Raw genomic sequence first — 26,645 nt, forward strand, 5'->3', positions numbered from 1 at the left:
ATCTTAGAGCATGCCCTTGGCAGCTTCGACGAGGCCGCGAACTGCGTTCACGGAATTGTCGAAGTTTGCCTTTTCGGACTCGTCGAGATTGATTTCGACGATGCGTTCAACACCGCCTGCGCCCAGAACAACCGGGACGCCGACATAAAGGCCGTCAACGCCGTATTCGCCGCTAAGGTAGGCGGCAACCGGCATGACGCGTTTCTGGTCTTTCAGGTAGCTTTCCGCCATCGCGATTGCCGAAGCAGCCGGGGCGTAGAAAGCGGAACCGGTTTTCAGAAGAGCGACGATTTCTGCGCCACCGTCACGGGTGCGCTGAACGATCTGGTCGATCTTTTCCTGGGTGGTCCAGCCCATTTTGATCAGGTCGGGAACCGGGATGCCGGCAACGGTCGAATAACGGATCGACGGGACCATGGTATCGCCGTGACCGCCAAGAACGAAGGCGGTGACATCCTTGACCGAAACATTGAATTCTTCGGCGAGGAAGTAACGGAAGCGTGCAGAGTCCAGAACGCCAGCCATGCCGACAACTTTCTTCGGATCGAAGCCGGTTGCCTGCTGCATCACCCAGACCATCGCATCAAGCGGGTTGGTGATGACGATGACGAATGCGTCCGGGGCATGTTCCTTGATGCCCTGACCAACCTGGGTCATGACCTTGGTATTGATGCCGATGAGGTCATCACGGCTCATACCCGGTTTGCGGGCCACACCGGCAGTCACGATAACGACATCAGCGCCTGCGATGTCCTTATAGTCACTGGTGCCCTTGAGGTCGGCATCAAACATGTCGACGGGGGAGGATTCAGCAATGTCGAGAGACTTGCCCTGTGGCATGCCATCAACGATGTCGAAAAGGACGACGTCGCCAAGCTCTTTCAGGCCGACGAGGTGGGCCAGAGTACCACCAATATTGCCGGCACCGACGAGCGCGATCTTGTTGCGGGCCATTCCGTTACCTTCTTCCCTATTGCGCTTCCTGGGGGTCGAAACTCAACTTGGGAGCGCGATTGAAAATTTAAACCTGCGAACGCGAAAGAATCGTTCGTAAACACCGAGTGTCGTAAACTGATTCGGCCGCTTTTACAAGGGGAAACGCCGCTGTTTTCACGAGGAAAACCGCCGGTTCCCGGTTTGTTGCAACTATTGTCTAAACGCTTAAAAACCGATCATGTTGCAGATGCGAATAAATGCAAATCGGCAGCAAAACCAAAGCCTGTTTGCGCCTTGGCGCTGCCTAAAGGAAAGGCACAACACGCTTTTGCCGCGAATTGCGGCGCATGATCTTATCTTCTGGCGTCCAGCCTTGCAGGAAACGGCCATCTGCCATGCGGCAGGTGGTGCATAAGGAAATGGTGCTTCAGGCAGATTCTGCATTTTTGGAAACACAAATGCGCGCCCCACGCAAGAATCGGCATCCCAACCATCACCTGTTGGTTTTTTTTTGTGCCGTAATTAAACCTGTGTGGGTGGAGTCGTTTTTGAGAGGTTCAAATTCGCCTGAGCCGCAGGGTCATCAGACCGATCAGGTCAGATGCGGCATGTCGAGATATTCCTGGCTGCGCATTTCGGTCAGGCGCGACACGGTGCGCTGGAATTCAAATGAATAATCGCCGTCGGTATAGATTTCCGACGGATCGCATTCAATCGCACAGATCAGCTTGGTTTTATGTTCATACATCGCATCGATGAGGGTTCCGAACCGCTTGGCCCAGTCGCGGCGCGAGTCCGGCAGTTTCGGGATCAGGTCGATGACGATGGTGTGGAAATGGGTGGCAATCGCGATGTAGTCACCCGGTCCGAGCGGCTTGGTGCAAAGTTCGTCAAAGGTGAAGCGCGCCACACCGGCCCCGACGGCGGAAATTTCGATCTTGCGGCCCTTGTTGGTCAGGCTGTCGGGCGCGACGCGGGCGCCTTCGGTGACGGTTGCGAACATCTCGTCAATTTTTGCCTTCGCATCCGGTCCGGCCGGGAACAGGAAAACATCCGCCGCGGTCAGGTTGCGCATCCGGTAATCGGTCGGGCTGGCGAGTTCGAGCACATCAAGCTTCTGTTTGATCATGTCGATGAAGGGCAGGAAGTTCTGGCGTTGCAGGCCGTCCTTATAGAGATCATCGGGCATGCGGTTGGATGTGGTGACAATCACCACGCCATGATCGAAAAGCTGTTCGAACAGGCGGCCCAGAATCATCGCATCGGTGATGTCGGTGACCTGCATTTCATCAAAGCACAGAAGCCACGCATCATTGGCCAGATCCTTTGCAATCGGCGGGATCGGGTCGGCGTCGTCCTTTGATTTGGTTTTGCGGAAACGGTGCATGCGATCATGCACATCCTGCATGAAGTCGTGGAAATGCACCCGGCGTTTGCGATCCACCGCGACGGTTTCGTAAAACAGATCCATCAGCATGGATTTGCCGCGCCCGACTTCGCCGTAAATATAAAGGCCCTGCGGCGGTTCGGGTTCCTCGCGGCGGCGTGTCAGGCCAAACCGTTCGCGCCAGCCACCTGACCCGGTTTGCGGTTCGTAATGGTTCAGCGCCTTGAACAGGCTTTGCAGTTTTTCCGCACAGAGTTCCTGCATGGGATCATGGGACAGCTCGCCCTTGGTGATTTTCGCGCGGTAACGTGAAAGCGGGCCGTCGGTCATCAAGGATCTCGTCATGCAGTGAAGGTGAATAAGGGCGGATGGTCAAAGTCATAGCGCCAAGCCGCTTTGCAATGCAACAAGGCTGTGTCGCATGGCTTGATTGCATCATGTGCAAAAGACCGGGTGGCTCAGAGGGGGCATCAGCGGGTTCAGACCAGGCGCATCTTTTTGAACAGCCAGATTTCAAAGACGACGATGACGGCGAGAATGATGGAAACGCCGAGAAATCCGAACGGGCTTTCGGCGGCGGGAATTCCGCCGACATTGATGCCCAGAAGCCCGGTCACGAAACTGATCGGCAGGAACAGACCGGCAATCACCGTCAGCCAGTACATGGTGCGGTTCATGCGTTCGGTTTCCAGCGCCATCATGTTTTCATTAACGATCTGGATGCGTTCGCGAAGGGAATCAAATTCTTCGACCAGACGGATGTTTTTATCGGTGAGCGTGCGTGCGCGCCGTTTGTAGCGTTTATCAAGCCATGCGGTTTTCTGTTCGACATACTGGCCCAGCGCATCGCGTTGCGGGGAGAGGTGACGGCGCAGACGAGATAACTGATGGCGGACATCCGAACAGCGGCGGCGCAATGAGAGGGTCTTGTTTTCCGGGGTGTCTTCCTGATCGTCTTCGATGGTGTCGACCTCTTCCTCGAGGCCGTGTACGACATTATCGACCCGGAAAACCAGCCGTTCGGCAACGGTGAGGACGAAATCATCGGGATTGCGCGGTGCGTTGTTTTGCGCAATCGCGGTGCGGATATCGTCAAACGCCTTCAGCGACCGGTTGCGCAGCGTAATCACCAGATTGCCCGATACCCAGAAGCGCACCGAAATCATATCGGCGGGATCATTTTCGGCGTTCAGATTGACGCCACGCAAATTCATCGAATAGCCATGATCGTAAAAGAAGACCGATGGCCGGGTGCCGCGTGTGGACAGGTTATCGGCGATGGTGGGATCGAGCCCGACAATATCGATCAGCCAGCGCCGGACACCTTCCGCCATCCAGTCGAGATGCACCCAGAGAAACTGGTTTTCGCCTGTCTGGGGAAGGGATTTGACGATGTCCTGCCATTCAAGGGAGGTTCCCTTGCCGTCACTATCGAGGATGAAAGCATTGATCAGGGCGGATGAAGACATAGGACGGGCTCCGTCTGGTGCAAAACGGTTCGTGATTCGTTATCAACGACAGTGTAACCTGCTTGCAAATCAGGAGAAACGGGTTTCGGTCACCGGCCCGACAGGGATAAGCATGGAATACCTATCATGACGACAATTCGCCCGATTGTATTGTGGTTTATGGCGGCAATCATGGCCGCCGTTCTGATCGGCGGTAGCGCGAGTGCGCAGGATACCCCGCAGGAAAACGTTCAGAAGGTCGAGCTTGAAAAAAGCCAGCAACTGATATCGGGCTGGAATGACAGTCTTGATGGCGTTGATGTGGCCCTGTCGGTCGAAGAGGTCACAGGCCGTGTGATCAATGAAAGCCGGGTGACGGTTGAAAAGGTGGTCGAAGGGGCGGCGACGTTGCGATCAAGTGCGTCGGAAAGGCTGAACCGTCTGAATGCCGCCCTTGGCAAACTGGGTGAAGCACCCGCCGAAGGCGAGAGCGAGGTCCCGGCCGTTGCCGCCGAGCGCAAGCGCCTTAATGAGGACATTGCGACGATCAGCGGCGTGATCAAGCAGGTCGAACTGGTTGATTTTCGTGCCACCGAAATTTCCGACCGTCTGGCGCGGATTTCACGCGAAAGATTTACCCGCCGCATTCTGGGCCGGGTCGATGTGCCGTGGGACGGAGAAAGCTGGGGCCAGGTCTGGTCTGGTGCCATAGAACTGCCCGAGATGATCAGTGGCCGGTATTCCGATCTTGAGCTTGACGGTGCGGCGGGGGATCAGCTTGCCGAGATCGCCCCGGCACTTGTGTTGCTGGCATTTGTGGTGATGGCCGCCCTGATCGGGGGCGAGGTGGTGGTGCTGCGCTGGTTGCCGGAACGATGGCGCAATGCGCCCAAAGAGGACCGGGTTTCATTGATATCGGGGACGCGGTTCCTGTTTACGGCGATGGTGCCCGGGATTGCGTTGCTGGTGGCGTTTCAGATGGTGGACCGGCAGCCCGACCTTCTGGATGGCAGCATGGGCGATTTTGTCTATCAGTGTTTTGCCGCCCTTTTGTTCCTGCTGTTTGTCGGGGCGTCGATCCGGGCCATTTATTCGCCGTTCCTGCCGGGGATGCGGCGCGCGGGCACGACCGTGACGGGCGCGCGGGTTGTCGGACTTCTGTCGTTGCTGGCGGCGGTGATTTATGCGTTTGATCTGGTGCTGTTGCAGGGGGCGACCACGCTTGGCACGTCGCTTGAAATCGCGCTGGTGCAAAGTGTTTCCAATGTTTTCCTGATTTCGATTGTCCTGTTTGTCTGTTCGCTTGGCGTGTTCTGGGAACATGGCGGGCCGGACCGGCACGAATTATGGGCCAAGGCCGAAAGACGGTCGCGCCGGGGATTGCGGATTGTTGCGGTGCTGCTGCCGGTGCTCAGTATCCTTGGTTATGTGGCGCTGGCGCGGTTTATCCTTGAAAACCTGATGCTGGCACTGGCGTTTGCGACCAGTTACTGGCTGCTGCGCGGATATGCGCGCGCGCTTGTGCATACCTATCTGGTGAAACCGTCATCGCCCGATGATGACGGCACCAGCGATGCGGTGCATGGCACGCTTTATTTCTGGTTGCGTGTGACCATCGATGTCGTGATGTTTTCGATTGCGGTGCCGCTGGCGGTGCTGATCTTTACCGATATCGCGTGGGCGGAACTGCTTGATGTCGCCGAAAAGGCGTTTGTCGGCATACAGGTGGGCGGGATCAATTTCTCGCTGCGTGCGATTCTGATCGCGATTTTGCTGTTTCTGGCGGTTCTGGGCGTCATGCGGTTTTTCCAGCGGATGCTCAATACGCGCGTTCTGCCCAATACCAAGCTTGATGAAGGATTGCAGCATTCGGTTTCGGCGATTTTCGGCTATGTCGGGATCTGCCTTGCGGTGTTGCTGGCGATTTCGGCGGCGGGCATGGATTTGTCCAACCTTGCGATCATTGCCGGTGCGATTTCGGTCGGTATCGGTTTTGGCATGCAAAGTATCGTCAGTAACTTTGTGTCGGGCCTGATCCTTCTGATCGAACGGCCGATCAAGGTCGGGGACTGGATCGTGGTCGGGGCCGATCAGGGGCTGGTGAAGGATATCCGGGTGCGTGCGACCGAGATCGAAACCTTTGACCGGTCATCGGTGGTGATCCCGAACTCCGAACTGATTTCCAACCGGGTGATGAACTGGACGCTGAAAGATCGCAGCGGGCGCGGGATTATCCGGATCGGTGTTTCGTATGGATCGGATGCCAACAAGGTGCGGGAAATCCTGCTGGAGATCGCGGATAAGCGCCGTGAAATCCTGAGCTATCCGGCACCGCAGGTGGTGTTTATTGATTTCGGGGCCAGCTCGCTTGATTTCGAATTGCGTTATTTCCTGCGCGATATCGGCGATGTCCTGTCGGTCGGCAGTGCGGTGCGGTTCGAGATCCTTGAACGGTTCCGGGCCGAGGGTGTTGAAATCCCGTTCCCGCAGCAGGATGTGCATTTCCGCGATATCGACAAACTGGCGGCTGCCATCCGCGAGGCCGGACAGGGCAAGGCCATGCCGGTGATCGAGGCAAAGGATGATGTTCCCGAAGCAGGTGCCGAAACAGGTGAAGGCACCGACCCGGCCGCCCCGCCGTCAGAGGCGAAAGACGAAAACCGCGACAAGGATGCGGCTGCGCGCAGCATCCCCGATGCCGGGGGCGACCCGGACGGGGATGCGCCGCGATAAGCGGTAAGGGTTGCTCGAAAAAAAAGATCCCGGCCCTAGTAGGGGACTCTAGAGTGGCCGGGAGAGGTGCTGCTTAGGGGGAACAGCTATCGTGCCGTTCGGCATAGGGGAGTTGACGGCACTTCGCGGCAGATTGTTCTTGTTTAGTTGTTGCCGGATATGTTTTCGAGCGCATCGCTCAAATCCGAGTTGTTGGTGGTTGTTTGGGTCGATGCATTGGCAGTTTGGTCGCCGGTTGAGTCCTGACCTGTATTGATGTCGCCATTGGAGTTGTTCAGGATGATGCAGGCGGAGTTTGCCGTGGCTTCGGACTGACCGCCGCTGCCGCCGCAAACAAGTTGCGTCAGGCTGCTGCTGCCCGATGTGCTGGCGGTTGTGCCATTTGTACCGTCCAGCAGACCTGATTCCGCCTGTTTCATAATGACGGCGATCTGTGCCCTGTTTTGGGCGGTTGCGGCCCAGGGTTTTTCAAACATCTGTCCGAATGCGGATTGCAACGGTAAGGCAACGATAAAAGCCGCCGCCAGAATACCGGTTTTCAACGCAACGTTCGGCGTTAATGCGGTTTTCATAGGATGTTCCTTTCGCGCACTGTCCGGGCGAAAAAGGAGGGGCAATTTGCCCCTCCGTTTCGTCGCAAGGCGGTTTATTCGACGTCAATGGCAGGAGCACCGACTTTGATCGACAGGTTGTTGCCGATTGCCGTTGCCGTACCGTTGATAACCGGCTGATCAAGCGAGCCCAGACCGGTGTAATTGTTCAGATTGATGTGATGCACGTTCGAGGTTGCCGAAACATCGGCATAGGCGAACTGGGTGACATCGGCGATGAGAGCAACGTCAGGCTGGATGCCATCGTTGTCGTCGTCGTTGCCATTGCCACAGCCCATGAAGCAGAAGGCAGATGACATTTCGCCGGTATCGGGTTCTTCAACATCCGGAGTACCGCCAGCAACCACAGAGATGTTCATGTTGTTGGCAAGTGCAGTGGCACCGGCATCAACCGCGAAATTGTCGATATAGCTTGCATTCGAGGTTGCGGTGATTTGAGACGGACCGACATCACCATTCAAAGCAAGAGCAGCCAGAGCAAGAGCACCCGAGAGATTGGAATTCGGGTTGGTCGGATCGTAGTTGAAGCTGGCGAGTTCTGATTCACCACCATTCGGTTCGTCAATTTCCCCACCAGTTCCGGCCGGGTCAAATGCAAACTGACCGGCATGAACATTCACAACGCCCTGACCTTCGATCGAGGCGTTGTTGGCAAGAGCCGTTGCAGTGGCATCAAGCGACGGCAGTTCTGTTGCGGCATCATAGGAAGCGCCTTCGACTTCCAGCCCGTCAACCGTGACGGTGAAGATTACGCCGTCCGGTTCGTCGGCCACACCATTGCCCGCGCCAATACCGTCTGCACCGAACGGATTGGTAACAGCGCCGTTAACGGTAATGTTGGCATTGGTGAAGGAGCCGGTTGCATCACTGATGCCGCCTTCGATGTCGGGAGAGCCCGCAACGTCAGCACCATCGGTAGTGAAAGTGGCCGGGTTGGTTCCCTGACCGGCTGCGATGCCATCGACATTGCCGCTGGTCTGGCCAGTGAATGCATCCACGGGTGGTTCGATTCCACCGAGAACGTCATTGTCCCAGGCTTCGCCTTCGAAGCTGAAGGTGCCGGATGCGGTGCCGCTCATGGGCTGATTGTTGTAAATGTTGTTGACGTTGGAAGTTGCAGTGGTGTCCCCCAGTTTGATCTGAAGGGATTCAATCATCGCAAATTCGGACGGATCAACGATGTCGAGATCAAGATCGACATCGGTGTTGACTTCGGCATCCCAGGACCATTCGACATAATCAAAGGCCTGGGCTGGAGCCGTCAGTATCAGTGTGCCGGCTGCCAATACGGTGCCCAGCAACAATTTAGACTTAAACATTTGGTTACTCCTGTTGACCATCTGCAGGTGAAGAGAACCGCTCAAGATGCTCGCTCATATCGCTTCCTTTATTAAGCGTGCATTCCGGTGTTTGTGGCAGTCCCAGAAAGTCGGTCATGATTTGATAGACCCCCATTTCTGCAACGGCCCTGACGCCAAGCTGAAGCGGCTCGTTCCGGATGCGCCCGGCGTCAAACTCGACTAGATTGATTCCGAAAAAGCGAAAAATGCCGGCGCTGATCTCGTAGCCGAGGACCTGTTTTTGCAGGGAGCTGACATAGCGCACGGCGAAATTGCGTGAATCGATAACGCGTAAATCCATGGCGACATTGATGACGATGGTGCGTCCGCCACCGCCTATCCCGCGTACAAACAGCTGTGCGCCTTCGCTGAGGATGTTGTAGTTAAGTTCGGTCACGGCACCGACCAGGATGAAGTCGGATGCCGGGATTTTTCCGTATTCTTCGACTGTCCGGGTCAGCCGCCCCTGTTCGGCCAGCCTGACTTCGGCCAGCGGGATGCGCAGATCGAAACGTTCAACGAGATTGGCGCGGCCCGATTTGTAAAGCGCGCTCATGACCATTTCAGTCGTGCCCTGTGACACGGCGTGGCCATTTTCGTCATAGTTGACCTGCCCGGTTTTGTCGGCAATTTCACCAACAGCAAAAATCGGCAAGCGCTTTGCCTCGATCTTCGAAAGTTGTCTCAGGCAAAGGCTATAGGGTGTTTCATTATCTGTGACCGGAAAGGAGACCATCGGGTCAATGCCATTGCCGGAGTACGACCCTACGCCAGCGGCGCACCCGGAAAGGCTGGTAAGCGTTAATGCTGCGGCTGCAATTTTACGAAACATCTTTTCGACCCCTTAATGAAAAGACGGGCTGCGTCTTTCAAGTCATGTCGTTCGATGTTTTATTATTGCATTGTTGTTGGGTTTGTTTCTTTTTATAAAGTATTGGTGGTGTGGAAATTTATATATGAAGTTTAATTACATTGTATATTTAAGTAATTATTTTTAGATTTATTTACTATTAGGTGTTAGCCATAAAGAGATACCTTTTCTACTGAAAGGTGATTGTCTTTGGGGGATGAAATGCTTGATTCTTATGAAATCAGTTTTCTGTCAGGTTGGGCATTTTATGAAGGCGTCAGAAGATCGGGATGTTTATGGCCAAGGCTTGCTCGTTGTCGGCTATGAGCAGGCTGATGCGCAGGAGTTGTTCGGGGCATATACACATTTCGATCTGGTGGCGGACCCCGATTTCAATCACATCAATCGCGAGACGGACACCTTTGCCGCGGCAATAATCAGTCACAAAAGACTGGGACTTCTTCACAATACCCAAATCCGCTATCTGGTCAGGCTGTCGCGCAGTATGCCGTTGATCTCGTTTGTCGAAGACGGTCTTTATTTCGATGCGCGAAACTGTGCCTGTGTTCCGGATGGACTTTTATATCGGTGCCGGCGCGACCTTCTTGCCGATGTGTGCGGATTTGGTCGCGAGGGCTACTGGATATTGCCTGGCAAAATCAGATGTGCCGACTTGTTGCTCGGAAACAACCGGGCCGCATTGCGCGAGAGTCTTGATAGCGGGGAGCAGCGTTTGCTGCGTCAGCTTGTGGCCGGATACGGCAATACGGAAATCGCCCGTTCTGAAAATATATCGATTGGTATCGTGAAGACCCGGCTGCTTGAAATCTATCAAAAGCTGGGTGTTGAAACCCGGACACAGGCGGCAATCATCGGGTTCTATCTTGGTTATGGCGGTAATATTGATCCCGTGACCTGACGGCCTGACCGGCCTGTATCAAGTATCTTTATGTAAATATGCCAATCTGCGGGTAGATGCTGCCGCGGAAAGAAGATTCTTGCAGATCATTGTAGGTAATTCTGTCCTCCAATACTCCTGCTGATCGGGTGACATCCGGATTTTAAGGTGGAAACCCTTTTGCGCGGGCTGTTTTCTTGCCGAAGCTGATACATATCTTGAGTATGAATATTTTTTGGCGGTAAAGCTGTTTTACAGGCCTTCATGAAACATGAGGTGAAAAAATGAACCGTTTTTTCGGGTATGTGCAGAAATCCTTTGCAGTGATTCCCGCTATGACTTTTGTTTTTGTTCTGGCGTGGGCGCAGCAAAGCCATGCCCAGTTCAACAACAAACCCTATTCCTTTAATACGCCGACCGGGTCACCGGGCATGAGTGCGGCCGGTCGGCGGGCGATGCTGAACGATCAGTTGTTTGATATGCAGCCGCGCAACATATTGCGTGGAGAGAACGGGGATTTGCTTTCGGTTGAAAAAAGCAAAGGCGGGACTGCGATTGTTACCGACAGTTCGGGCGATATTCTGCCGGGCTACAGGGGCATACGGCTTTTTGATGTGAATGTGTATGCCGGTGCCTTCAACAGCTATTTCACCTCAAACGGTGCGGACGGAGGTTTGTCCTATGCCAGTTACAATCATGATACGATAACAGGCTGGATAAACCTGGTTGATCAGCAGAACGGGCCGATGATTCCGTATTATACATCGTCTCCGATAGATGCCTGGACCATGATGGTGGCGCGGAACTGACATCATGGTGCAGCCGGGGCAGGAAACAGGACATTCCTATTTCGGGCTCCGGCTGCAGAGTGCCCAGATTGCCGCCTGGGTTCGGTTATCGACCTTGATTTTTCTCAGGATGCTTTTGACATGCACCTTGACGGTTGCCTCGGAAATATTGAGGCGAATGGCGATACGCTTGTTTGAATCGCCGCTGGCAAGACAGCCGAGGATTTGCTGTTCGCGTTGTGACAGTTCGATATTCTCGAATGTGCTGTCAGACATCGCAATCGAAGACATATATTGAAAGCGTTCCATCATCACATTGGCGAGATTGGAGGGATAAATCTTTTCCCCTTCACGGATCAGGCGCAAGGCAAGTTCGATGGTGGTTTTTGACACATCGTCAAGCAATGCGCCGCTGACGCCGATTTCAAACAATTGAAACAATTCTTCGGCTTGATAGTCGCTTGCGAGGGTCAGGATTTTGACTTCGGGCGAATTGCGGTGGAAATCTGCCAGAAGCCCGATCTGGGTTTCGAAATTGTCGATACTGTAAAGAATGGTATCGAGGCACTCGTTGCTTTGGACATCATTGATGAGTTTATCGAGATTGGCAGCACCAGTGATCAGGGTGCCATTCATATTACCCAGAATGGTGGTCAAGCCGCTGCGCAACAGCGCGCTGGAATGAACCACGGTAATTCTTGATATTGAATTGTCGTCTCTTGTCAGCATGATCCGTGTCCCTAAATTGTTATAGGAGGTTCACTCACGCTGGTGCGGCGAAGCCCCCTCGGGGATATTTCTTCCCCGCTTCAGAATAGAAACGATATGGGTTAGATGACCTCTAGATTTGCGCGATGTTGCCTCCAACCTGGTCAATATGCTCACGGTAATCCGGATATTTTCTTCGTTCTCTAGTCCAGATCAGTGTCCCTGAATACGCCAGGGATTCATGCATATCGGTGCTGTGAATCCCTCGGGTATTTTTTTCCTCTTAGAATAGAAGCGATATGGTGCCGATAAGCCTAAGGTTTTCCATAATGCTGTCTACGCTCTGATCAATATGATCACGATAGTCTGGATATCGCGTTTGATCTATAATCCAGCAGGATTAATCAACCAAGGATACGCCTCAAAAGAGTTAGTCAGTATGTCTATTACGGGTATTTATATTTTATAATAATGCCGTAGCGGAAGGGGCCGGTGCAGTTTTTACGCCTTTCGGTTGATCGAATATTTAGAGGTCTTAGTTTGATCTCAGTGCAATGTTTTTTGTAGTATATTGATAATACTTGTTTTTTACTTCGTCAGTTTTCAAGGGGCGGACGGTTTTTAAGAACATTCTGCATTTCGAGAACGGATCGGAGACTAAATATCCTGATAAAGATTTGGTATTATATGCATGAAACTCAACGTTCGACTCGTAAGTCTGAGACGAATATTTTAAATCGTGATGTGGAAAATATAGAGTACTTCCACCCTGAGGGGGGAGGGGCAGATATCAATAAGTGCTGCTGTAATCCTTTGCCCCATCGGGGCCATCAGGGCGCGGTCGTGTTGCGATAGCCAGCGGATTTCGGCAATCTTTTAAGGGGCGCGAGCCCCATATAGCTGCAACAAATGTGGATCAGGCGTCAGAGAATGGCGACATCCAGCCCGATATCGACCGCCGGGGCCGATTGGGTGATGCGCCCGACCGAGACATAATCCACACCCGTGGCGGCAATCGCACCAATGGTTTGAAGATTTACGCCACCTGATGCCTCGGTCTTGCAGCGACCCGCCACAATCGCGACGGCCTGACGGAGCATATCCGGACCCATATTATCCAGCAGGATGATATCGGCACCGGCATCTGTGGCTTCACGGACCTGATCGAGCGTATCGCATTCGACTTCGATCTTTGGTAGGTTGGCCGCGCGGGCCGATCTGACGCATTCGGTGATCGAGCCGACAACGCCGATATGGTTGTCCTTGATCATCACCCCGTCATAAAGACCCATGCGGTGGTTTTGCGCCCCACCCATGCGGGTGGCGTATTTTTCCATCTTGCGCCAGCCCGGAAGAGTTTTGCGGGTATCAAGCAATCTGGCCGTCGTATCGCCCATCGCCGCGACATAGGTCCGCGTGGTGGTGGCGATGCCCGATAGATGTTGCAGGGTGTTAAGGGCGGTGCGTTCCGCGGTCAGGATGCCGCGTGCATTGCCCTCCACCACGGCCAGCACGTCCTTGGCCGCAATCGCATCACCGTCCTCGCACTGTTTGGTGATTTTGGCATCGGGGACCAGTTTGCGGAAACATTCAAGGGCGATATCCAGACCGGCGACCACGATATCCTCGCGCGTTTCAAGGGCGACGCGCAGGCGCGCATCGGCGGGGATGACATTGTCCGATGTGATGTCGCCGGGGCCGATATCCTCGGCAAAGGCGCGGTCGATGAAGTCCGAAATTTCAGCCGGGGTCAGGACGGTCATGGTGGGGCCGTATGTTTTGGTGTGGGGATGGAAAACAGCCCCGCAAGTTGCTGCGGGGCTGTTGATCGGTTTGGCCTTAAGCCGCGTGATCCTTTTTGAGCGGAATGCCTTTTGACATTTCCAGCATCCGTTCAAGCGGTTTGACGGCGGCAACACGCAGATCTTCGGGCATGACGATCTGCGGGCCATTATTGACCAGGCACAGATACAGTTTTTCCAGCGTGTTCAGTTCCATGAACGGGCAGTTATTGCACGCACACGAGCCATCGGCACCCGGAACCGGAATGAATTCCTTGTGCGGGGCGGCTTTTTCCATCTGGTGGATGATGTGGGGTTCTGTCGCGATCAGGTATTTCTGATCCGGGCCGTTGATCACATATTCCAGAATGGCGCGGGTCGACCCGATGTGATCGGCATGTTTCAGAATGCCGTCATGGCATTCCGGGTGGGCCGCGATTTTCGCATCCGGGTTCTGGGTTTTGAGGCGGATCAGTTCGCGTTCGGAAAACTGTTCATGCACGATGCACGAGCCGTTCCAAAGCGTCATGTCACGGCCGGTTTTTTTGGCAAGATACGCGCCAAGATGACGGTCGGGTGCCCACAGGATCGGTTTATCGAGCGGGATCTGATCGATGATTTCAGCCGCGTTCGACGAGGTCACGATGATATCGGAGGCGGCCTTTACCTCGGCCGAGCAGTTGATATAGGTGACCGACACATGATCGGGATGCTGTTCGCGGAATTTGCGGAACGGTTCGGGCTGGCACGAATCTTCGAGCGAGCAGCCGGCCTTTGAATCGGGCAGCAGCACGGTTTTGTTCGGGCTGAGGATTTTGGCGACCTCGGCCATAAAACGCACACCGCAGAACACGATGACATCGGCATCGGTTTCGGCGGCCTTGCGGGACAGATCAAGGCTGTCACCGACAAAGTCGGCCAGGTCCTGAATTTCTCCGTCCTGATAATAATGGGCCAGAATGATCGCGTTTTTCTCTTTCTTGAGGCGGGCGATTTCCGCTTCAAGATCAAGGGTGGGATCAATCTGCATTTCAGACATCGCGTTCGGCGCGGCCTCGGCGATGGTGGCAATCTGGTTCATGGCGTCGTCTCATCTCGCCTGTTGCAAGCCGGAGATAAGCAGCGGGTCCCGGCATTGCAAGTTAATGACAGTTTGAAACCTGAATATCGCCATTGGGCCGGGATGGCAAGGAATTGGGCGGCAATGAAGGGCAGCCATGCGTCGGCAAGGGTATTTGCGATTACACAATCATCAGTTTGCCGCGGTTATGATATTCTTGTTGCGGGACAATTTGCCACAGATCGCCAGAGAGGGGGGGGCCAGGCATGAAAACGTGTCGAGGATACGGGTTTTGGGTGCTGCTTTGTGTTTTGCTGCCGTTTGTGGGCAAGGCCGCCAGTGCCGCCGAATTACAGGTGACGTCGCCCACGGGCGAGGTTTCGGTTTATCAGACCGATGAATTGCTCAGCCATCCGGAGGCACGCGAGATTACGGTGGCCGGGGATGAGGGATATGGGCGCGATATGACCTATCGTGCGGTGCCGGTCGCGGCCCTGATCGGGGATGCGGCGACGGTTGAGGGCGAGATGGGGCTTGAGGTCATAGCCCTTGACGGGTTTGTTGCCAATATTCCCCTGCCGCTCGTGTTGCTTGACGGGCAGGACGAAACCGCACAGGCGTGGATTGCCATCGAGCCCGAAGATGCGCCGTGGCCGAACCTGCCGGGCAAAGAGGTTTCGGCCGGGCCGTTCTCGATGGTGTGGGTGGATGGTGCGGCATCAAACATCCGGTCCGAACAATGGCCCTATCAGGTGGCAAAAATCGGTTATGCCGCCTTTCCGGCGGCACGGTGGCCGCAGCTTGCCCTTGGTGAAGAGGCACCGGAAGATGCCAAGCGCGGGCAGGCGGTTTTCATTGATCAGTGTTTTGCCTGTCACCGGATGAACGGGGCGGGGATTACCGAACTGGGGCCGGATTTGAACCTGCCGATGAGCCCGGTCGATTATTTCAAGCCCGATGCACTGTTCATGCTGATCCGCGATCCGGCAACGGTGCGCCATTGGCCCGACATGCAGATGCATGGCTTTACGACCGATCAGCTTTCGGATGCGGAAATTCGCGATGTGATTGCCTATTTGCAGGCAATGGCGGGCAGGAAAGACGAATAGGGATCGGATTGATCCATCGCGTCCGGGGCCCGGTGAAACAGGCCAGCCAGCCGGGACCTAACATATCAGCGTTGCAGAACGAGGAGTGTGCATTTGCCCGGTATGGGGCCATAAAACGCGCATGGCTGATGCAGATGAGAGTCTTTGATATGGATTGGGTCCCGATCATCTTTGGTACGTTCAAGGTTGCCGCGCTGGGTACGGGCATGTTCTTTGCCATCAAGTGGCATTACGATCAGGGAAAGAAGATCGGCAGGCGGAAGGTGCTGCTTGCAAGTGCCAAGATGGTGGCAATCTTTTTGGCGGCGGTGATTGGCGTGGGGCTCCTTGCCTTTGGCCTTGGCAGGATGCTTGGTCTGAACCTGAGCTACTGATGATGGCGATGCGGTGACGCCATAAAAATAAAAAAATATGTTCGTTGTAAAATATAGAAAACCGTTCATATAAATAAAAATTGGCGGGATATTTTCGCGATTTACCAGAATCGCAAATTTTGGTTATTCATAAACTCATCAGTTATTTTTCAGCCGTTGATTTTTTGAAGAATAAAATCTGTTCCCGCGTGCCTTTACATGCCTCAAATAAACTGCGGTTATTTGGCGATGGGGTTGCTTCCTGTCGTTTTTCTTAACCAATGCGCATCTGCGCGCTAGGAGCTATTTTGACAAATCGTACCACATCGAAAATCCTGACTTTCGCGCGGCCGTTCAGCCTGCGCGGGCTTGCGGAAGTCTTGCCGGCCGGGGCCTATAAGGTGATTACCGAAGAGATGCTGCCGGAAAATGTGACCTATCCGACCTATCAGTGGGTTTCGACCAAGATGCACCTGCATACCAATTCCGAGCGAACCGGCGATGCCCGGATGATGGATGTTGATCCCCGCGATCTTGAAGTCGCCCATCTGCGCGACCAGAAAATGATGGATTCGCGCCCGCGGGTGGCGTTTTCAGCGCACAAATCCAACAACCGCGCCAAGCGCGTCTTCTGATTCTGGTCCCCGGTCAGGAAAGCCTGGCCGGAACACCGGCCCCATTATTCAGACCGAAAACCCGTAATATTCCCATTCCGCTGCGCTAACCTTGAGCGCCATATGTTCGTATTCGGCCTGCTTTATGCGGGTAAATGCGGTGTGGAAGCGTTTGCCCAGCGTGCGTTTGTTGAAATCGGACGCACTGAAGCGGTCAATGGCGTCAAGCCAGTGGCGCGGCAGGTCGTTGGGGCCTTTGTCGTGGCCGATTTCATCGGTACTTGGCTGGCCGGGATCGATTTTGTTTTCGATGCCGTCAAGGGCAGCGCCGAGTGTCACGGCGGCGGCGAGATAGGGATTGGCATCGACGCCCGCGATGCGGTGTTCGAAATGCCGCGTCTTGCCCGGAGTGCCCGGCACACGAAGCGCCACGGTGCGGTTTTCAACACCCCAGTCATCGGAGGCCGGGGAATACATGGCGGACGCAAACCTGCGCCATGAATTCATGAAAGGGGCGAGGATCAGCATGGTGTCGCCAATCGTACCGCGAATGCCGCCGATGGCGTTGAGCATCAGCGGGCTAAGCGTCCCGTCCGCCTGATCGGCAAACAGGTTATTGCCGTTTTCGTCCGCCAATGAGAGATGCAGATGCATGCCCGAACCGGCTTCGGTGCCGAACGGTTTGGGCATGAAGACGGCCTCCATCCCGAAACGGCGCGCTGCGGTGCGGATCAGGCGTTTGGCGATGATGACATCGTCGGCTGCGCGCATCAGGTCGCGATAGCGGATCGTCATTTCATACTGGCCCGGACCGTATTCGGAAATCAGGGTTTCAAGCGTCAGATCAAGATGCTTGGCCCCTTCATAGACCGCATCAAAAAGCGGCGACATTTCATCGATTTCATCGACCGACATGGTGTTGCGCAGCAGCGAGCGGCGTTTGGTCATCGCGTAGGATGCCGGGTGATAAAGCCCGCTCGCGTCGGCATCCCGGTCCACCAGATAGAATTCGAGTTCGAACGCGCCCATCGGGGTAAGCCCGAGATCATTGGCGCGCTTGACCTGATTTAAGAACACATTGCGCGGATCGACATCGTGCGGGGTTGTGTCCTCGTTATACATGCTGATCAGAAGCTGCCCCCGGCCCGTGTGGGGCAGATAGCCCAGCGTTCCCGGCACCGGCCAGCAACGGCCATCGCCGCCGCCGCCCGTTTGAACCAGCCCGCAATCATCAACATCCTCGCCCGTAACGTCCTGCCCGAAGATCGAGGTCGGCAAACCGCGCCCGGATTTATAGATGCCTTCAAGCTCGTGACGGCGGATCATCTTGCCGCGTCCGATGCCGTGAAAATCGGTCAGGATGATGTCGATGGCCTCGACATCGGGGTATTTGGCAAGGAATGCCTCGGCTTCGGATATATTGGAGCCGCTGGGGGACGAGGGGGCGTTGGTGCTGGACACGGGTGGAATTCCTGATGGGGGGTGGTTTTAGCCCTGATAACGGCGGAAGAAATAGCGATCCTGCGGGACGCCTTCGGGGAGCGGTTCGGCAATGGTGCCGGGCACGTCGATTTTCTGATCGGAGGCGACAATCGCGCCCTTGATCAGGGATGGCGGCAGGGTCTTGCCGATGAAAGAGGCGATTTTGGCGTTCAGGGCTTCGTCCCCCGTTCCGACATCGGAATGGACGAGTGCGACCTTGCCGGCAAAGCGTTCAACCGCCATCGGCAGGGTTTCGAAAATGTCGCCCAGAAACAGGTGATCGTCATCGGGGATGCATTTGGGGTGGGCGGCGACTTGACGGTCAAAGACAAAGATTTCGCGATCCGGCATGATTTCACGCAAATGATCAAAGGTGCGGCCATTGCCAAGCCCGATTTCAAGAACAATACCGTCATGGTCCTTGATCATTTCGGCGGCGGCATTCAGGCAGTCGCGCTGGGCCTGCAGGCGGCGGATGACGCTGTTAAGGCGGGACATTTATTCTTGTTCTCCGGGCGGTGAATGTGAAATCGCGATATCATCCGAAAGCGGCCCGGTGCAAGGCGGTCAAGCCGCACCGGGTGCCTTGAGGGGGTTAGCCCTTGAATGCCGTGGCGTCAAAGGCAGGAACGCGGGCACGGAAGGCATCAAGCCATGTGACGAGTGCGCCGTAAGTTTCGCGCCATTTGCCATCGAACCGAAGATCAAGATAACCCAAAGCACAGGCAAGGGCGACATGGCCGATGGTCAGGTCGCCTGCCAGTGACGGCGGGCTGGCTTCAAGGTGATCAAGGGCGCGTTTCACCTTGTCGGACTGATAGGAAAGCCAGTCGGATGAACGTTTTTCCTCGGGGCGCATGCGGTGTTCATAGACCTGCAAGATCGAGGCATCGACAATGCCATCGCCAAGCGCCTGAAGGGTGAGGGCTTCCCACCGGGCGTCGCTTTCGGTCGGATGCAGGGTGATGCCATCGACCTGCGCATCAAGATATTCACAGATCACGCGGCTATCGAAAATCTTGCGGCCATCATCAAGGATCAGGATCGGAATTTTACCCAGCGGGTTCTGTTTGCGCAGGGTGTCTTCCGGATCGTTGGTGTTGGACATTTCGATGGTGAGCTGATCGTAAATGCCAAGAATTTTTGCGACGATTTTGACCTTGCGGCCAAAGGGTGACGGGTCGCTGGAGCGCAGGATCATGGGGTTCCTCCGGTGCATTTCAACAAGTTGCCCGCAGTGTAAGGGGGAAATGCCGTTTCGAAGAACCCCAAATTTCATGTTTTAAAAATTCGTGTGCCAAACCGGGCGTTATCGCGACCGTTCGTCGGACAGATTGGCGCTTTGCGAACCTGAAAACGGGGAAAGTTTTTTCCCGGCCTCTTTGCCAAGTCTGGCCAGATGAAGTTCGCGACCCAGACGGATGGAAGGCCGCAGGGCAAAGAAGACGGAGCCGATAATGAAAAGCCATGTTCCGGCATGCATCAGGTTATCCTGAAGGAACATGATGCTGCCGATGGTGAACATCACGGCGGCCAGCCAGTCGACCGTGGTATAGGCGATTTCATAGGCGCTATAGACCTGCCGGTGGCGTGAGGATGCGTCAAAGCGGCGGGTTCGGAAAAGCTTCATGGCGGACTCCCGTTTGTGATGGGTGCTTTGTCCGTAACGCATGAAGGCGGTAAACGTTCTTGAAAGATGTGGCTTAGCGACGCGCGCGGGGGTGGGTGCCGTGATAGACGGCCATCAGGCGTTCGGTATCGACCGAGGTATAGCGTTGGGTGGTCGAGAGCGAGGCATGGCCCAGCAGATCCTGAATGGTGCGCAGATCACCACCACCGGCGAGAAGATGGGTGGCAAAGGAATGGCGCATGGCGTGCGGGGTGGCGGTATCGGGCAGGTTCAGGAGGCCACGGATTTTGCGCATTTCACGTTGGGCGACCTGTGCGACCAGCCGCCCGCCGCGCGCGCCAACAAAAAGCGGATCATTGCCGTTCGGGGCATAGGGGCAGGTGCGGACATAATCCTCGATCGCGTCGCGGACGATCGGTAAAACTGGCACAAGGCGCTGTTTGTTGCCCTTGCCGGTAATGACCATCGAATCGCCCGTCGGGCGTTGATTGGCGTTAAGGTCCAGTGCCTCGGATATACGCAGGCCACAGCCATAAAGCAGGGTGAAAAGGGCGAGATTGCGTTTGGCAAGCCACGGTTCATCCTGCCACGCGCCGGCATTATCAAGGACGGCCATTGCATCGGCGGGACTAAGCGGTTTGGGGACCGATTGCGGCAGTTTCGGATTGCGGATCGAATTGACCGCGGCGTTTTGCCCGCGCCCGGTGCGATCCAGGAAGCGATAGAAATTGCGCAGTGATGACAGCGCACGCGCGGTCGAGCTTTTGGCCATGCCATCCATGCTGCGCCGGGCAAGCCAGCTTCGGAAATCGCGCGGGTTCAATTGCAAAAGATCGGCGATATCGGGTGTATCACCACGATGTTCCCGGACAAAACCAAGGAAGGCATACAGATCGGCGAGATAATTTTCGGTGGTGTGGTCCGATGCGCGGCGTTCGGCAGACAGCCATTGCCGCCAGTCGGCAATGGCGTCGCGCACGTCACCCGGCAGGGACAGGGCCAGAAGGCCCTTATTCATTGTGGCGCTGTCAGCCATCGGCGGGCACCAAATTCAATCACGGAGGCCAGGAACATGATCAGGTCATGGGCCTGTGCCGGGCTGAAATAATCGGGTTCGGCCACACCGAATGCGACAAGCCCGACCGGATCGCCATAAAACGGTGCGAGGCGGACAATGGCGGCGGATCGGATGTTATCGGCCTGCGGGCCAAAAATCGCCTCGTCCCCGGCATTGTCGGGCAGAAGCCAGACATCGTTTTCCTCGCCCAGAACCTGATCAACCGCACCGACCGTAAGACGACGCACACGCCCGCCACAACGGGGCACGGGGGCATCTTCGCTTTCTTCGAAACAAAGGGCGATGGCATCAAGATCAAGCAGTTCGGGCACAAGATCCTGAAGGGCTTCGACGAAGACATCAAAGCCGCGCGCATTGAGCAGGGCCAGAACCGCGCGATGGATGCGGCTTTGGGTTTCGAGGTTGGATTTGGAGATATTGATCAGTTCGCTGGTGGCGCCGCGCAGCTTTTCGCGTTCATCGCGCAGGCGGGCGACGACATATTGCTGCATGTCGGCAACCCCGGAACCCAGTTCGCGCACCGGCATGTCCAGACTATCAAGCAGGTCCGGCCGGTTGGCAAAAAAGTCGGGATGTTCGGCGAGATAGGCCGCGACGTCGTCGGCGCGCAATGCTGTCTTTTCCATCTGATCCGGTAATTTGCAGTGAAACGAAAAACCCGGCAGCCACAATGCGGGTTGCCGGGTTAAATGCGTGTTAAGGACCGGTGATAAAACCGACCAAAAGCGGGGATGCCGAGCTTTAAGGACGAACCTTAGAGGATCGACTGGCCGGTTTTCGCCCAATCGGCGACAAAGGTTTCAAGGCCCTTGTCGGTCAGGGGGTGTTTGAACAACTGACCGAGAACCTGTGGCGGGATGGTGACGACATCGGCACCCAGACGGGCCGAATCGACAACATGCTGCGGGCCACGTGCGGACGCGACGAGGATTTCGGTCTGCCAGTTCGGGTAGTTGTTGTAAACTTCGGCGATGTCGGCAATCAGCTGCATGCCATCGGACGAAATATCGTCAAGGCGGCCAACGAACGGCGACACATAGGTCGCACCGGCCTTGGCGGCCAGAATGGCCTGACCGACCGAGAAGCAAAGGGTGACGTTGGTCTGGATGCCTTCGTCGGTGAAGGTGCGGCAGGCTTTGAGCCCGTCCGGAGTCAGCGGCAGCTTGACGACGACATTGTCGGCGATTTTCGCAAGTTTGCGGCCTTCGGCAACCATGGTTTCATAGTCGGTCGCGGCAACCTCGGCGCTGACCGGGCCGTCAACCACGTCACAGATTTCCTTGATCAGATCAAGGAACGAACGGCCGGATTTTGCGACGAGCGACGGGTTGGTGGTCACGCCATCAACGAGGCCGGATTTGGCGATTTCGCGGATTGCGTCGATGTCGGCGGTGTCGATGAAAAACTTCATTGGATTTCCTGCTCAGGAGCTTTTGAAGATCGTTGTTCGATGATGCGGTTAGCTGATAGGGTCCGGTTCCATTCAAATGACGGTACCAGACGCCCTGTGCTGTGGGACCGTTTTCTTTTGTGCCACAAGCCGGTTATGCATAATCATGCGACCAACCCAGAGGCATCCTGACGGGGTTTATAATATATGAGCGCCGCAAAGGCCATATCGGGAAATCTGTTTGGTGATGATCCGGCCTTTCAGGTCACGGGCGAAACGATCAGCGTTCTGCCGCCGCTGCCCTTGGCGGGCCCGTATGATTATCTTGTCCCCGAGGGCCTGAACGTCCAGCCCGGCGACTTTGTCGAAATTCCACTGGGCCGTCAGACCCAGCGCGGCGTCGTCTGGGGTAAGGCCAGGGGCGACGTCGATCCGGCCAAGCTGCGCGAAATTTATGGCGTTTTGCAGGCACCGCCGATGGCCGATGTGACGCGAAAGTTCGTCGATTGGGTGTCGGCCTATACCATGGCGCCGCAGGGGGCTGTGTTGCGCATGGCGATGAGTGTTTCTGATGCGCTGGAGCCGCCCAAGCCGATTTTCAGATTTACCCTTGCCGATCCGGCAGATGGCGAAAGCAGCCTTCGCATGACGCCGCCGCGCAAGCGGGTGATGGCGTTTTTGCGCGACCATCCGCCGATGGAACAGGCCGATATCATGCGCGAAACCGGTGCCGGAGCGAGCGTGATCAAGGGACTGGTCGAGGCAGGCGTGGTGCGGCGTTTGATGGTCACCCCGCCATCGCCGTTTGAGGCACCCGACCTTGAAATCCAGCGCCCGCATCTGTCGGAGGCGCAGGAACGTGCGGCGGATATGCTGTGTGCCAAGGTGGCGGGGGATGGTTTTTCGGTCACGTTACTGGATGGTGTGACCGGGTCGGGCAAGACCGAGGTTTATTTCGAGGCGATCCGCACCGCGTTGGAAAAGGGTAAGCAGGTGGTGGTCCTGTTGCCGGAAATCGCCCTTTCGGCGCAATGGTTGCAACGGTTCCGCGACCGATTCGGGGTTGAGCCGGCCCTTTGGCATTCCGAAGTCGGGCAGGCGCGGCGACGCGATACATGGCGGGCGGTGGCCGATGGATCGGCAAAGCTTGTGGTCGGGGCACGGTCGGCGCTGTTTCTGCCCTATGCCAATCTGGGCCTGATCGTGGTGGATGAAGAACACGAACATGCGTTCAAGCAGGAAGACGGCGTGATTTATCATGCGCGGGATATGGCAGTGGCGCGTGCGCATCTGGGCGGGATACCGGCGATTCTGGCGTCCGCCACCCCGTCGCTGGAGACCTTGGCGAATGTGGAAGCCGGACGGTATGAGCGGGTCGAGCTTTCGGAACGGCACGGCATGGCGGTTCTGCCAAGTGTCGAGATTGTTGATATCCGGCAGGACAAGCCGGAACGTCAACGCTGGATCACGCCGACACTGAAAAAGCGGCTGGCGGAGACATTTGCCGCCGGGGAGCAGGCGATGCTGTTCCTGAACCGGCGGGGTTATGCGCCGCTGACCCTTTGCCGGGCGTGCGGGCACCGGTTCCAGTGCCCGAATTGTACCGCTTGGCTGGTGGAGCACCGGGCATGGGGCAAATTGCAATGCCATCATTGCGGTTATCAGGCCAAGGCCCCCGATAGCTGCCCGGCCTGTGGGGCGGAGGAAAAGCTTGCGGCGTGCGGGCCGGGGGTGGAGCGGCTTTATGAGGAAGCGGTCGAGACATTCCCGCAAATCCGCATCGAGGTCGCGACATCGGACAATATCGCCGGGCCAAAGGCGGCGGCGGAGCTGGTCAACCGGGTGCATAATCACGAGGTTGATTTGCTGATCGGGACGCAGATCTTGGCCAAGGGCTATCATTTCCCGATGCTGACGCTTGTGGGGGTGGTTGATGCCGATCTGGGCCTTGCGGGTGGGGATTTGCGCGCGGCCGAACGCAGTTATCAGTTGATGACCCAGGTGGCGGGGCGTGCCGGACGTGGGGATCGACCCGGCATGGTGTTGCTGCAAACCGCGGACCCGTCCAACCGGGTGATCAAGGCGATTGCCGCGGGGGATCGCGATGCGTTTAACGAGGTCGAACTCTCGCAGCGCATGACGCATGGCATGCCGCCGCATGGAAGGCTGGCGGCCCTGATCATTTCGGGGAAAAAGGAAAACGAGGTCGATGAAGCGGCATGGCGGATCGGGCGGGCGGCACCGCGCGGCGATGGCATTGTCGTACTGGGACCGGCCCCAGCGCCGTTATCGTTGCTGCGCGGGCGGTATCGCAGGCGTTTCCTGATCCGCACCGACAAACAGGTGCGGTTGCAGGCGATGATCCATGACTGGTTATCAAAGGTGAAAACGCCGGGCAGTGTCCGGGTGCAGATCGATATCGATCCTTACAGCTTTATGTAGGGTTAATTCTGATATTGGGACTGCCACCAGTCGAGCCCGTCCGGGCCGAGGTAATCCTGAAAGATGGTGGCAAGGCGGCCGTCGCTTCGCATTTCGAGGATGATCTGGTCATAGCGTTTGAGAAACGCGTCCTTGTCCGGGTAATCCGATGCCTTTGAGAACACGTTATAATAGGGCGCACGGCGAAGCGGCGGGTAGATGAAGGCGATCTGTTCGCGTTGCCCGTTGCGCAGGGTTTCGTAAAGCGTGCTGAGATAATTGACCGGCACGACATCAAAACGGTTTTCCAGCAGCATCGGGATCAGCAGATCGTTCTTGGCGACGATTTCGATATCAAGCCCGGATTGCCAGAAGGTATCGGTATAGGAATATTCCGCCGCCGCCCCCACGCGGTGGCGGGCGAGATCGGGAAAATCATCGAAGGTGATCCGGTCACGGTCTTCGGCCCGCACGGCAAAGCGCCAATCGAGCAGAAGATGGGCTTCGTCGGGGTAGTGCAGATACTGGCTGCGTTCGTCGTTTTGCGACAGGGTCAGGATGATGTCGCTGCTGCCGTTCTGGGCATTATGCAGAAGGCGGCGGCCATTATCGACAAGCTGAAAGCGGTAATCGGTGATGCCCATGTCGTTTAAGACTTCGGTCATGATGTCGATATCAATACCGCGCGGGTCGCCATCGACCATCCATTTCAGCGGGGCTTCGGACAGGCCTTCGATGATCAGGGTGCGGGCGGAGGCCACGGTTGAAAAGGTGGCAATCAACAATAATGCGATGAAGGCGCACGGATACGTCATGCGATATCGGATCGATCCCGCCATATGCACGAACTCCCAGCATCGCGCCATATATTGTCTCCCGTCTTGATTGCGGGTTATGGATATCCGGAACTTTATAAATCCCATGGATAAGATTTGATGACGAATGTTAAGAATTCAACAAAGGTGATCGAAAGCCAGCAAAGCATATGTGACTGGGCCGAGGGAATTTTTGGCCCGGTGACCGATCCGCGTGCGCTTGTCACGCGTGCCATGACGGAAATGAAAGAGCTTGATGAGGCGGTTTCTGAGCGCGATCGTGCGGAGATCGGGCGCGAGGCGGCGGACGTTTTGATTTTGCTGTATCGGCTGGCCGATCAGTTCGGGCTCGACCTTGATGGCGAAGTGCAGGCGAAAATGGCGATCAACCGGGCGCGCCAATGGTCGGTCAAGGGCGATGGCACCGGGTCGCATGTCTAGTTGACGGATCGGGCCACCGGTACGGTGACCCGATATGGAAATGTCAGTTGGCGCTGTAAACGTTGGTTGCCTTGCTTGCCAGCCATGCCGGGATCGATTGTTTGTTTGGGCCGATGGTGGCGCTGTTGAAATTGTCGGCTTGCAGATAGACGTGAGTGGGGGTGATGCCCTCCGCACTCATCCAGCTATCGGATGGGACCTCTTCGGCCGGAGTTTCGGAAAGCGGGGCGGTTACGGCGTTGCAGGCAATTTTGTAAACCGTGGTTTTACCGCCAAAGGCATTGAGGCGGCTGTCGGCCATGGTCTTGTAATCTGCCGGTGCCAGATCGACAAAAACCGAAAGGGCGGTTCCGGCCTGATCCTGATCATCGTAATAGGCGCGCGAGGTGGACGGCACGAAGGGGCTTGCGGTGCCGGTTTCGACAAAACGGAAATAACCGCTGCTGCACGCAAACGCGTTGATCGGAAGCAGGATGGCAAGCCCGGCAATCAGCATGCCGGTCAGACCGGTCATCTGGGACAGTTTCATTTAAATCTCCTTGGCGATGATATGAATGCCCAAGAGTGACGTTTCCGTGGTCCGGATGTGATGTCGATTACATTGTTCGGGGACAAAAAACGGTTATCGATCAGGGGTTGTACGGACGGCATCGTCGAAAAAATCGGGGATTCGTTCCTTAAAGGTGATTTCACCAAACGGAAATCCGCCGGTAGCGGGAAAACCGGTATTATTAAATAGTTGTAAAAAGCCTCGAAAACCAAGCGATCCGGG

At 56.0% G+C, this 26,645-nt stretch carries 26 protein-coding genes; 8 read left to right on the forward strand and 18 right to left on the reverse strand.

Going from position 1 to position 26,645, the window contains the following annotated elements:
- Positions 1-3 precede the first annotated feature (3 nt).
- The 3 genes from mdh to LG297_RS01440 all read right to left on the reverse strand — a co-directional run bounded on the left by mdh (position 4) and on the right by LG297_RS01440 (position 3,792).
- Positions 4-954 carry a malate dehydrogenase gene (gene mdh / locus LG297_RS01430; protein ID WP_007089203.1) on the reverse strand — a complete coding sequence of 317 codons (951 nt, stop codon included), beginning with the start codon at positions 952-954 and terminating at the stop codon, positions 4-6.
- A gap of 574 nt (positions 955-1,528) precedes the next feature.
- Positions 1,529-2,653: a cell division protein ZapE gene (gene zapE / locus LG297_RS01435; RefSeq protein ID WP_404424398.1), complete on the reverse strand. Its 1,125-nt coding sequence runs from the start codon at positions 2,651-2,653 to the stop codon at positions 1,529-1,531.
- A 149-nt stretch (positions 2,654-2,802) separates the two neighbouring features.
- Positions 2,803-3,792 (reverse strand): zinc transporter ZntB, encoded by a 990-nt coding sequence (locus LG297_RS01440; RefSeq protein ID WP_404424400.1) that lies wholly within the window; start codon positions 3,790-3,792, stop codon positions 2,803-2,805.
- 126 nt (positions 3,793-3,918) lie between these two features.
- Between LG297_RS01440 and LG297_RS01445 the strand changes: the two genes are divergently transcribed.
- Positions 3,919-6,504 (forward strand): mechanosensitive ion channel domain-containing protein, encoded by a 2,586-nt coding sequence (locus LG297_RS01445; RefSeq protein WP_404424402.1) that lies wholly within the window; start codon positions 3,919-3,921, stop codon positions 6,502-6,504.
- Between the two features lie 143 nt (positions 6,505-6,647).
- On the opposite strand, the gene LG297_RS01450 is transcribed toward LG297_RS01445, so the two are convergent.
- The 3 genes from LG297_RS01450 to LG297_RS01460 all read right to left on the reverse strand — a co-directional run bounded on the left by LG297_RS01450 (position 6,648) and on the right by LG297_RS01460 (position 9,287).
- Complete coding sequence (locus LG297_RS01450; RefSeq protein WP_404424404.1) at positions 6,648-7,076, reverse strand: hypothetical protein; 429 nt, start codon at positions 7,074-7,076, stop codon at positions 6,648-6,650.
- Between the two features lie 74 nt (positions 7,077-7,150).
- Positions 7,151-8,434 carry a hypothetical protein gene (locus LG297_RS01455; protein ID WP_404424406.1) on the reverse strand — a complete coding sequence of 428 codons (1,284 nt, stop codon included), beginning with the start codon at positions 8,432-8,434 and terminating at the stop codon, positions 7,151-7,153.
- A 4-nt stretch (positions 8,435-8,438) separates the two neighbouring features.
- Positions 8,439-9,287 (reverse strand): CsgG/HfaB family protein, encoded by an 849-nt coding sequence (locus LG297_RS01460; RefSeq protein WP_404424408.1) that lies wholly within the window; start codon positions 9,285-9,287, stop codon positions 8,439-8,441.
- A 286-nt stretch (positions 9,288-9,573) separates the two neighbouring features.
- Here LG297_RS01460 and LG297_RS01465 point away from each other — a divergent pair, with 286 nt between their 5' ends.
- Both LG297_RS01465 and LG297_RS01470 read left to right on the forward strand, forming a co-directional pair.
- Positions 9,574-10,224, forward strand: coding sequence for a LuxR C-terminal-related transcriptional regulator (locus tag LG297_RS01465; RefSeq protein ID WP_404424410.1), 651 nt, complete (start codon positions 9,574-9,576; stop codon positions 10,222-10,224).
- Between the two features lie 314 nt (positions 10,225-10,538).
- On the forward strand, positions 10,539-11,012 hold the full coding sequence (locus LG297_RS01470) for a hypothetical protein (protein WP_404424412.1): 474 nt from the start codon (positions 10,539-10,541) through the stop codon (positions 11,010-11,012).
- 36 nt (positions 11,013-11,048) lie between these two features.
- On the opposite strand, the gene LG297_RS01475 is transcribed toward LG297_RS01470, so the two are convergent.
- The 3 genes from LG297_RS01475 to nadA all read right to left on the reverse strand — a co-directional run bounded on the left by LG297_RS01475 (position 11,049) and on the right by nadA (position 14,561).
- Positions 11,049-11,720 (reverse strand): response regulator transcription factor, encoded by a 672-nt coding sequence (locus LG297_RS01475; protein WP_404424414.1) that lies wholly within the window; start codon positions 11,718-11,720, stop codon positions 11,049-11,051.
- Between the two features lie 902 nt (positions 11,721-12,622).
- The gene (gene nadC / locus LG297_RS01480; protein ID WP_404424416.1) at positions 12,623-13,462 is read right to left on the reverse strand and encodes a carboxylating nicotinate-nucleotide diphosphorylase; all 840 of its coding nucleotides are present in this window, start codon (positions 13,460-13,462) and stop codon (positions 12,623-12,625) included.
- Between the two features lie 76 nt (positions 13,463-13,538).
- Positions 13,539-14,561: a quinolinate synthase NadA gene (nadA, locus tag LG297_RS01485; protein WP_404424418.1), complete on the reverse strand. Its 1,023-nt coding sequence runs from the start codon at positions 14,559-14,561 to the stop codon at positions 13,539-13,541.
- Positions 14,562-14,836: 275 nt separating this feature from the next.
- On the opposite strand from nadA, the gene LG297_RS01490 reads away from it, so the two are divergent.
- From LG297_RS01490 to LG297_RS01500, 3 genes are all read left to right on the forward strand, one after another.
- Positions 14,837-15,649 carry a c-type cytochrome gene (locus LG297_RS01490; protein ID WP_404424420.1) on the forward strand — a complete coding sequence of 271 codons (813 nt, stop codon included), beginning with the start codon at positions 14,837-14,839 and terminating at the stop codon, positions 15,647-15,649.
- A gap of 134 nt (positions 15,650-15,783) precedes the next feature.
- The gene (locus tag LG297_RS01495; protein WP_404424422.1) at positions 15,784-16,023 is read left to right on the forward strand and encodes a hypothetical protein; all 240 of its coding nucleotides are present in this window, start codon (positions 15,784-15,786) and stop codon (positions 16,021-16,023) included.
- A 287-nt stretch (positions 16,024-16,310) separates the two neighbouring features.
- Positions 16,311-16,637: a hypothetical protein gene (locus tag LG297_RS01500; protein WP_404424424.1), complete on the forward strand. Its 327-nt coding sequence runs from the start codon at positions 16,311-16,313 to the stop codon at positions 16,635-16,637.
- A gap of 48 nt (positions 16,638-16,685) precedes the next feature.
- Here LG297_RS01500 and LG297_RS01505 read toward each other — a convergent pair whose 3' ends face one another.
- The 7 genes from LG297_RS01505 to fsa form a co-directional block, all read right to left on the reverse strand.
- Positions 16,686-18,077, reverse strand: a complete 1,392-nt coding sequence (locus LG297_RS01505; RefSeq protein WP_404424426.1) for a glutamine synthetase family protein — start codon at positions 18,075-18,077, stop codon at positions 16,686-16,688.
- A 27-nt stretch (positions 18,078-18,104) separates the two neighbouring features.
- Positions 18,105-18,596 (reverse strand): class I SAM-dependent methyltransferase, encoded by a 492-nt coding sequence (locus tag LG297_RS01510; RefSeq protein WP_404424428.1) that lies wholly within the window; start codon positions 18,594-18,596, stop codon positions 18,105-18,107.
- 97 nt (positions 18,597-18,693) lie between these two features.
- On the reverse strand, positions 18,694-19,299 hold the full coding sequence (locus tag LG297_RS01515) for a glutathione S-transferase N-terminal domain-containing protein (protein ID WP_404424430.1): 606 nt from the start codon (positions 19,297-19,299) through the stop codon (positions 18,694-18,696).
- 108 nt (positions 19,300-19,407) lie between these two features.
- Positions 19,408-19,728 (reverse strand): YrhK family protein, encoded by a 321-nt coding sequence (locus LG297_RS01520; protein WP_404424432.1) that lies wholly within the window; start codon positions 19,726-19,728, stop codon positions 19,408-19,410.
- A gap of 73 nt (positions 19,729-19,801) precedes the next feature.
- The gene (locus LG297_RS01525) at positions 19,802-20,764 is read right to left on the reverse strand and encodes a tyrosine recombinase XerC (RefSeq protein ID WP_404424434.1); all 963 of its coding nucleotides are present in this window, start codon (positions 20,762-20,764) and stop codon (positions 19,802-19,804) included.
- A complete protein-coding gene (locus tag LG297_RS01530; RefSeq protein ID WP_404424436.1) occupies positions 20,743-21,432 on the reverse strand; it encodes a DUF484 family protein in 690 nt (229 codons plus the stop codon). Before LG297_RS01530 ends, LG297_RS01525 begins: the two co-directional genes overlap by 22 nt.
- A 128-nt stretch (positions 21,433-21,560) precedes the next feature.
- Entirely contained in the window at positions 21,561-22,217 is a 657-nt protein-coding gene (gene fsa, locus LG297_RS01535; RefSeq protein ID WP_404424438.1) for a fructose-6-phosphate aldolase, read from the reverse strand.
- Positions 22,218-22,403: 186 nt separating this feature from the next.
- Here fsa and LG297_RS01540 point away from each other — a divergent pair, with 186 nt between their 5' ends.
- Positions 22,404-24,638 carry a primosomal protein N' gene (locus LG297_RS01540; protein WP_404424440.1) on the forward strand — a complete coding sequence of 745 codons (2,235 nt, stop codon included), beginning with the start codon at positions 22,404-22,406 and terminating at the stop codon, positions 24,636-24,638.
- Between the two features lie 2 nt (positions 24,639-24,640).
- Here LG297_RS01540 and LG297_RS01545 read toward each other — a convergent pair whose 3' ends face one another.
- On the reverse strand, positions 24,641-25,483 hold the full coding sequence (locus tag LG297_RS01545; protein ID WP_404424442.1) for a substrate-binding periplasmic protein: 843 nt from the start codon (positions 25,481-25,483) through the stop codon (positions 24,641-24,643).
- A 69-nt stretch (positions 25,484-25,552) separates the two neighbouring features.
- On the opposite strand from LG297_RS01545, the gene LG297_RS01550 reads away from it, so the two are divergent.
- The gene (locus LG297_RS01550; protein WP_404424444.1) at positions 25,553-25,873 is read left to right on the forward strand and encodes a MazG-like family protein; all 321 of its coding nucleotides are present in this window, start codon (positions 25,553-25,555) and stop codon (positions 25,871-25,873) included.
- 43 nt (positions 25,874-25,916) lie between these two features.
- On the opposite strand, the gene LG297_RS01555 is transcribed toward LG297_RS01550, so the two are convergent.
- Entirely contained in the window at positions 25,917-26,402 is a 486-nt protein-coding gene (locus LG297_RS01555; RefSeq protein WP_404424446.1) for a hypothetical protein, read from the reverse strand.
- Positions 26,403-26,645 lie beyond the last annotated feature (243 nt).

Source organism: Thalassospira australica (genome assembly GCF_044790785.1).
GTDB lineage: Bacteria > Pseudomonadota > Alphaproteobacteria > Rhodospirillales > Thalassospiraceae > Thalassospira > Thalassospira australica_A.

Excerpts from the sequence above, each read along its gene's own strand:
- mdh (WP_007089203.1), bottom strand. The coding sequence starts at position 954 with ATGGCCCGCAACAAGATCGCGCTCGTCGGTGCCGGCAATATTGGTGGT.
- zapE (WP_404424398.1), bottom strand. The coding sequence starts at position 2,653 with ATGACCGACGGCCCGCTTTCACGTTACCGCGCGAAAATCACCAAGGGC.
- LG297_RS01440 (WP_404424400.1), bottom strand. The coding sequence starts at position 3,792 with ATGTCTTCATCCGCCCTGATCAATGCTTTCATCCTCGATAGTGACGGC.
- LG297_RS01445 (WP_404424402.1), top strand. The coding sequence starts at position 3,919 with ATGACGACAATTCGCCCGATTGTATTGTGGTTTATGGCGGCAATCATG.
- LG297_RS01450 (WP_404424404.1), bottom strand. The coding sequence starts at position 7,076 with ATGAAAACCGCATTAACGCCGAACGTTGCGTTGAAAACCGGTATTCTG.
- LG297_RS01455 (WP_404424406.1), bottom strand. The coding sequence starts at position 8,434 with ATGTTTAAGTCTAAATTGTTGCTGGGCACCGTATTGGCAGCCGGCACA.
- LG297_RS01460 (WP_404424408.1), bottom strand. The coding sequence starts at position 9,287 with ATGTTTCGTAAAATTGCAGCCGCAGCATTAACGCTTACCAGCCTTTCC.
- LG297_RS01465 (WP_404424410.1), top strand. The coding sequence starts at position 9,574 with ATGAAGGCGTCAGAAGATCGGGATGTTTATGGCCAAGGCTTGCTCGTT.
- LG297_RS01470 (WP_404424412.1), top strand. The coding sequence starts at position 10,539 with ATGACTTTTGTTTTTGTTCTGGCGTGGGCGCAGCAAAGCCATGCCCAG.
- LG297_RS01475 (WP_404424414.1), bottom strand. The coding sequence starts at position 11,720 with ATGCTGACAAGAGACGACAATTCAATATCAAGAATTACCGTGGTTCAT.
- nadC (WP_404424416.1), bottom strand. The coding sequence starts at position 13,462 with ATGACCGTCCTGACCCCGGCTGAAATTTCGGACTTCATCGACCGCGCC.
- nadA (WP_404424418.1), bottom strand. The coding sequence starts at position 14,561 with ATGAACCAGATTGCCACCATCGCCGAGGCCGCGCCGAACGCGATGTCT.
- LG297_RS01495 (WP_404424422.1), top strand. The coding sequence starts at position 15,784 with ATGAGAGTCTTTGATATGGATTGGGTCCCGATCATCTTTGGTACGTTC.
- LG297_RS01510 (WP_404424428.1), bottom strand. The coding sequence starts at position 18,596 with ATGTCCCGCCTTAACAGCGTCATCCGCCGCCTGCAGGCCCAGCGCGAC.
- LG297_RS01515 (WP_404424430.1), bottom strand. The coding sequence starts at position 19,299 with ATGATCCTGCGCTCCAGCGACCCGTCACCCTTTGGCCGCAAGGTCAAA.
- LG297_RS01520 (WP_404424432.1), bottom strand. The coding sequence starts at position 19,728 with ATGAAGCTTTTCCGAACCCGCCGCTTTGACGCATCCTCACGCCACCGG.
- LG297_RS01525 (WP_404424434.1), bottom strand. The coding sequence starts at position 20,764 with ATGGCTGACAGCGCCACAATGAATAAGGGCCTTCTGGCCCTGTCCCTG.
- LG297_RS01530 (WP_404424436.1), bottom strand. The coding sequence starts at position 21,432 with ATGGAAAAGACAGCATTGCGCGCCGACGACGTCGCGGCCTATCTCGCC.
- fsa (WP_404424438.1), bottom strand. The coding sequence starts at position 22,217 with ATGAAGTTTTTCATCGACACCGCCGACATCGACGCAATCCGCGAAATC.
- LG297_RS01540 (WP_404424440.1), top strand. The coding sequence starts at position 22,404 with ATGAGCGCCGCAAAGGCCATATCGGGAAATCTGTTTGGTGATGATCCG.
- LG297_RS01545 (WP_404424442.1), bottom strand. The coding sequence starts at position 25,483 with ATGGCGCGATGCTGGGAGTTCGTGCATATGGCGGGATCGATCCGATAT.
- LG297_RS01550 (WP_404424444.1), top strand. The coding sequence starts at position 25,553 with ATGACGAATGTTAAGAATTCAACAAAGGTGATCGAAAGCCAGCAAAGC.
- LG297_RS01555 (WP_404424446.1), bottom strand. The coding sequence starts at position 26,402 with ATGAAACTGTCCCAGATGACCGGTCTGACCGGCATGCTGATTGCCGGG.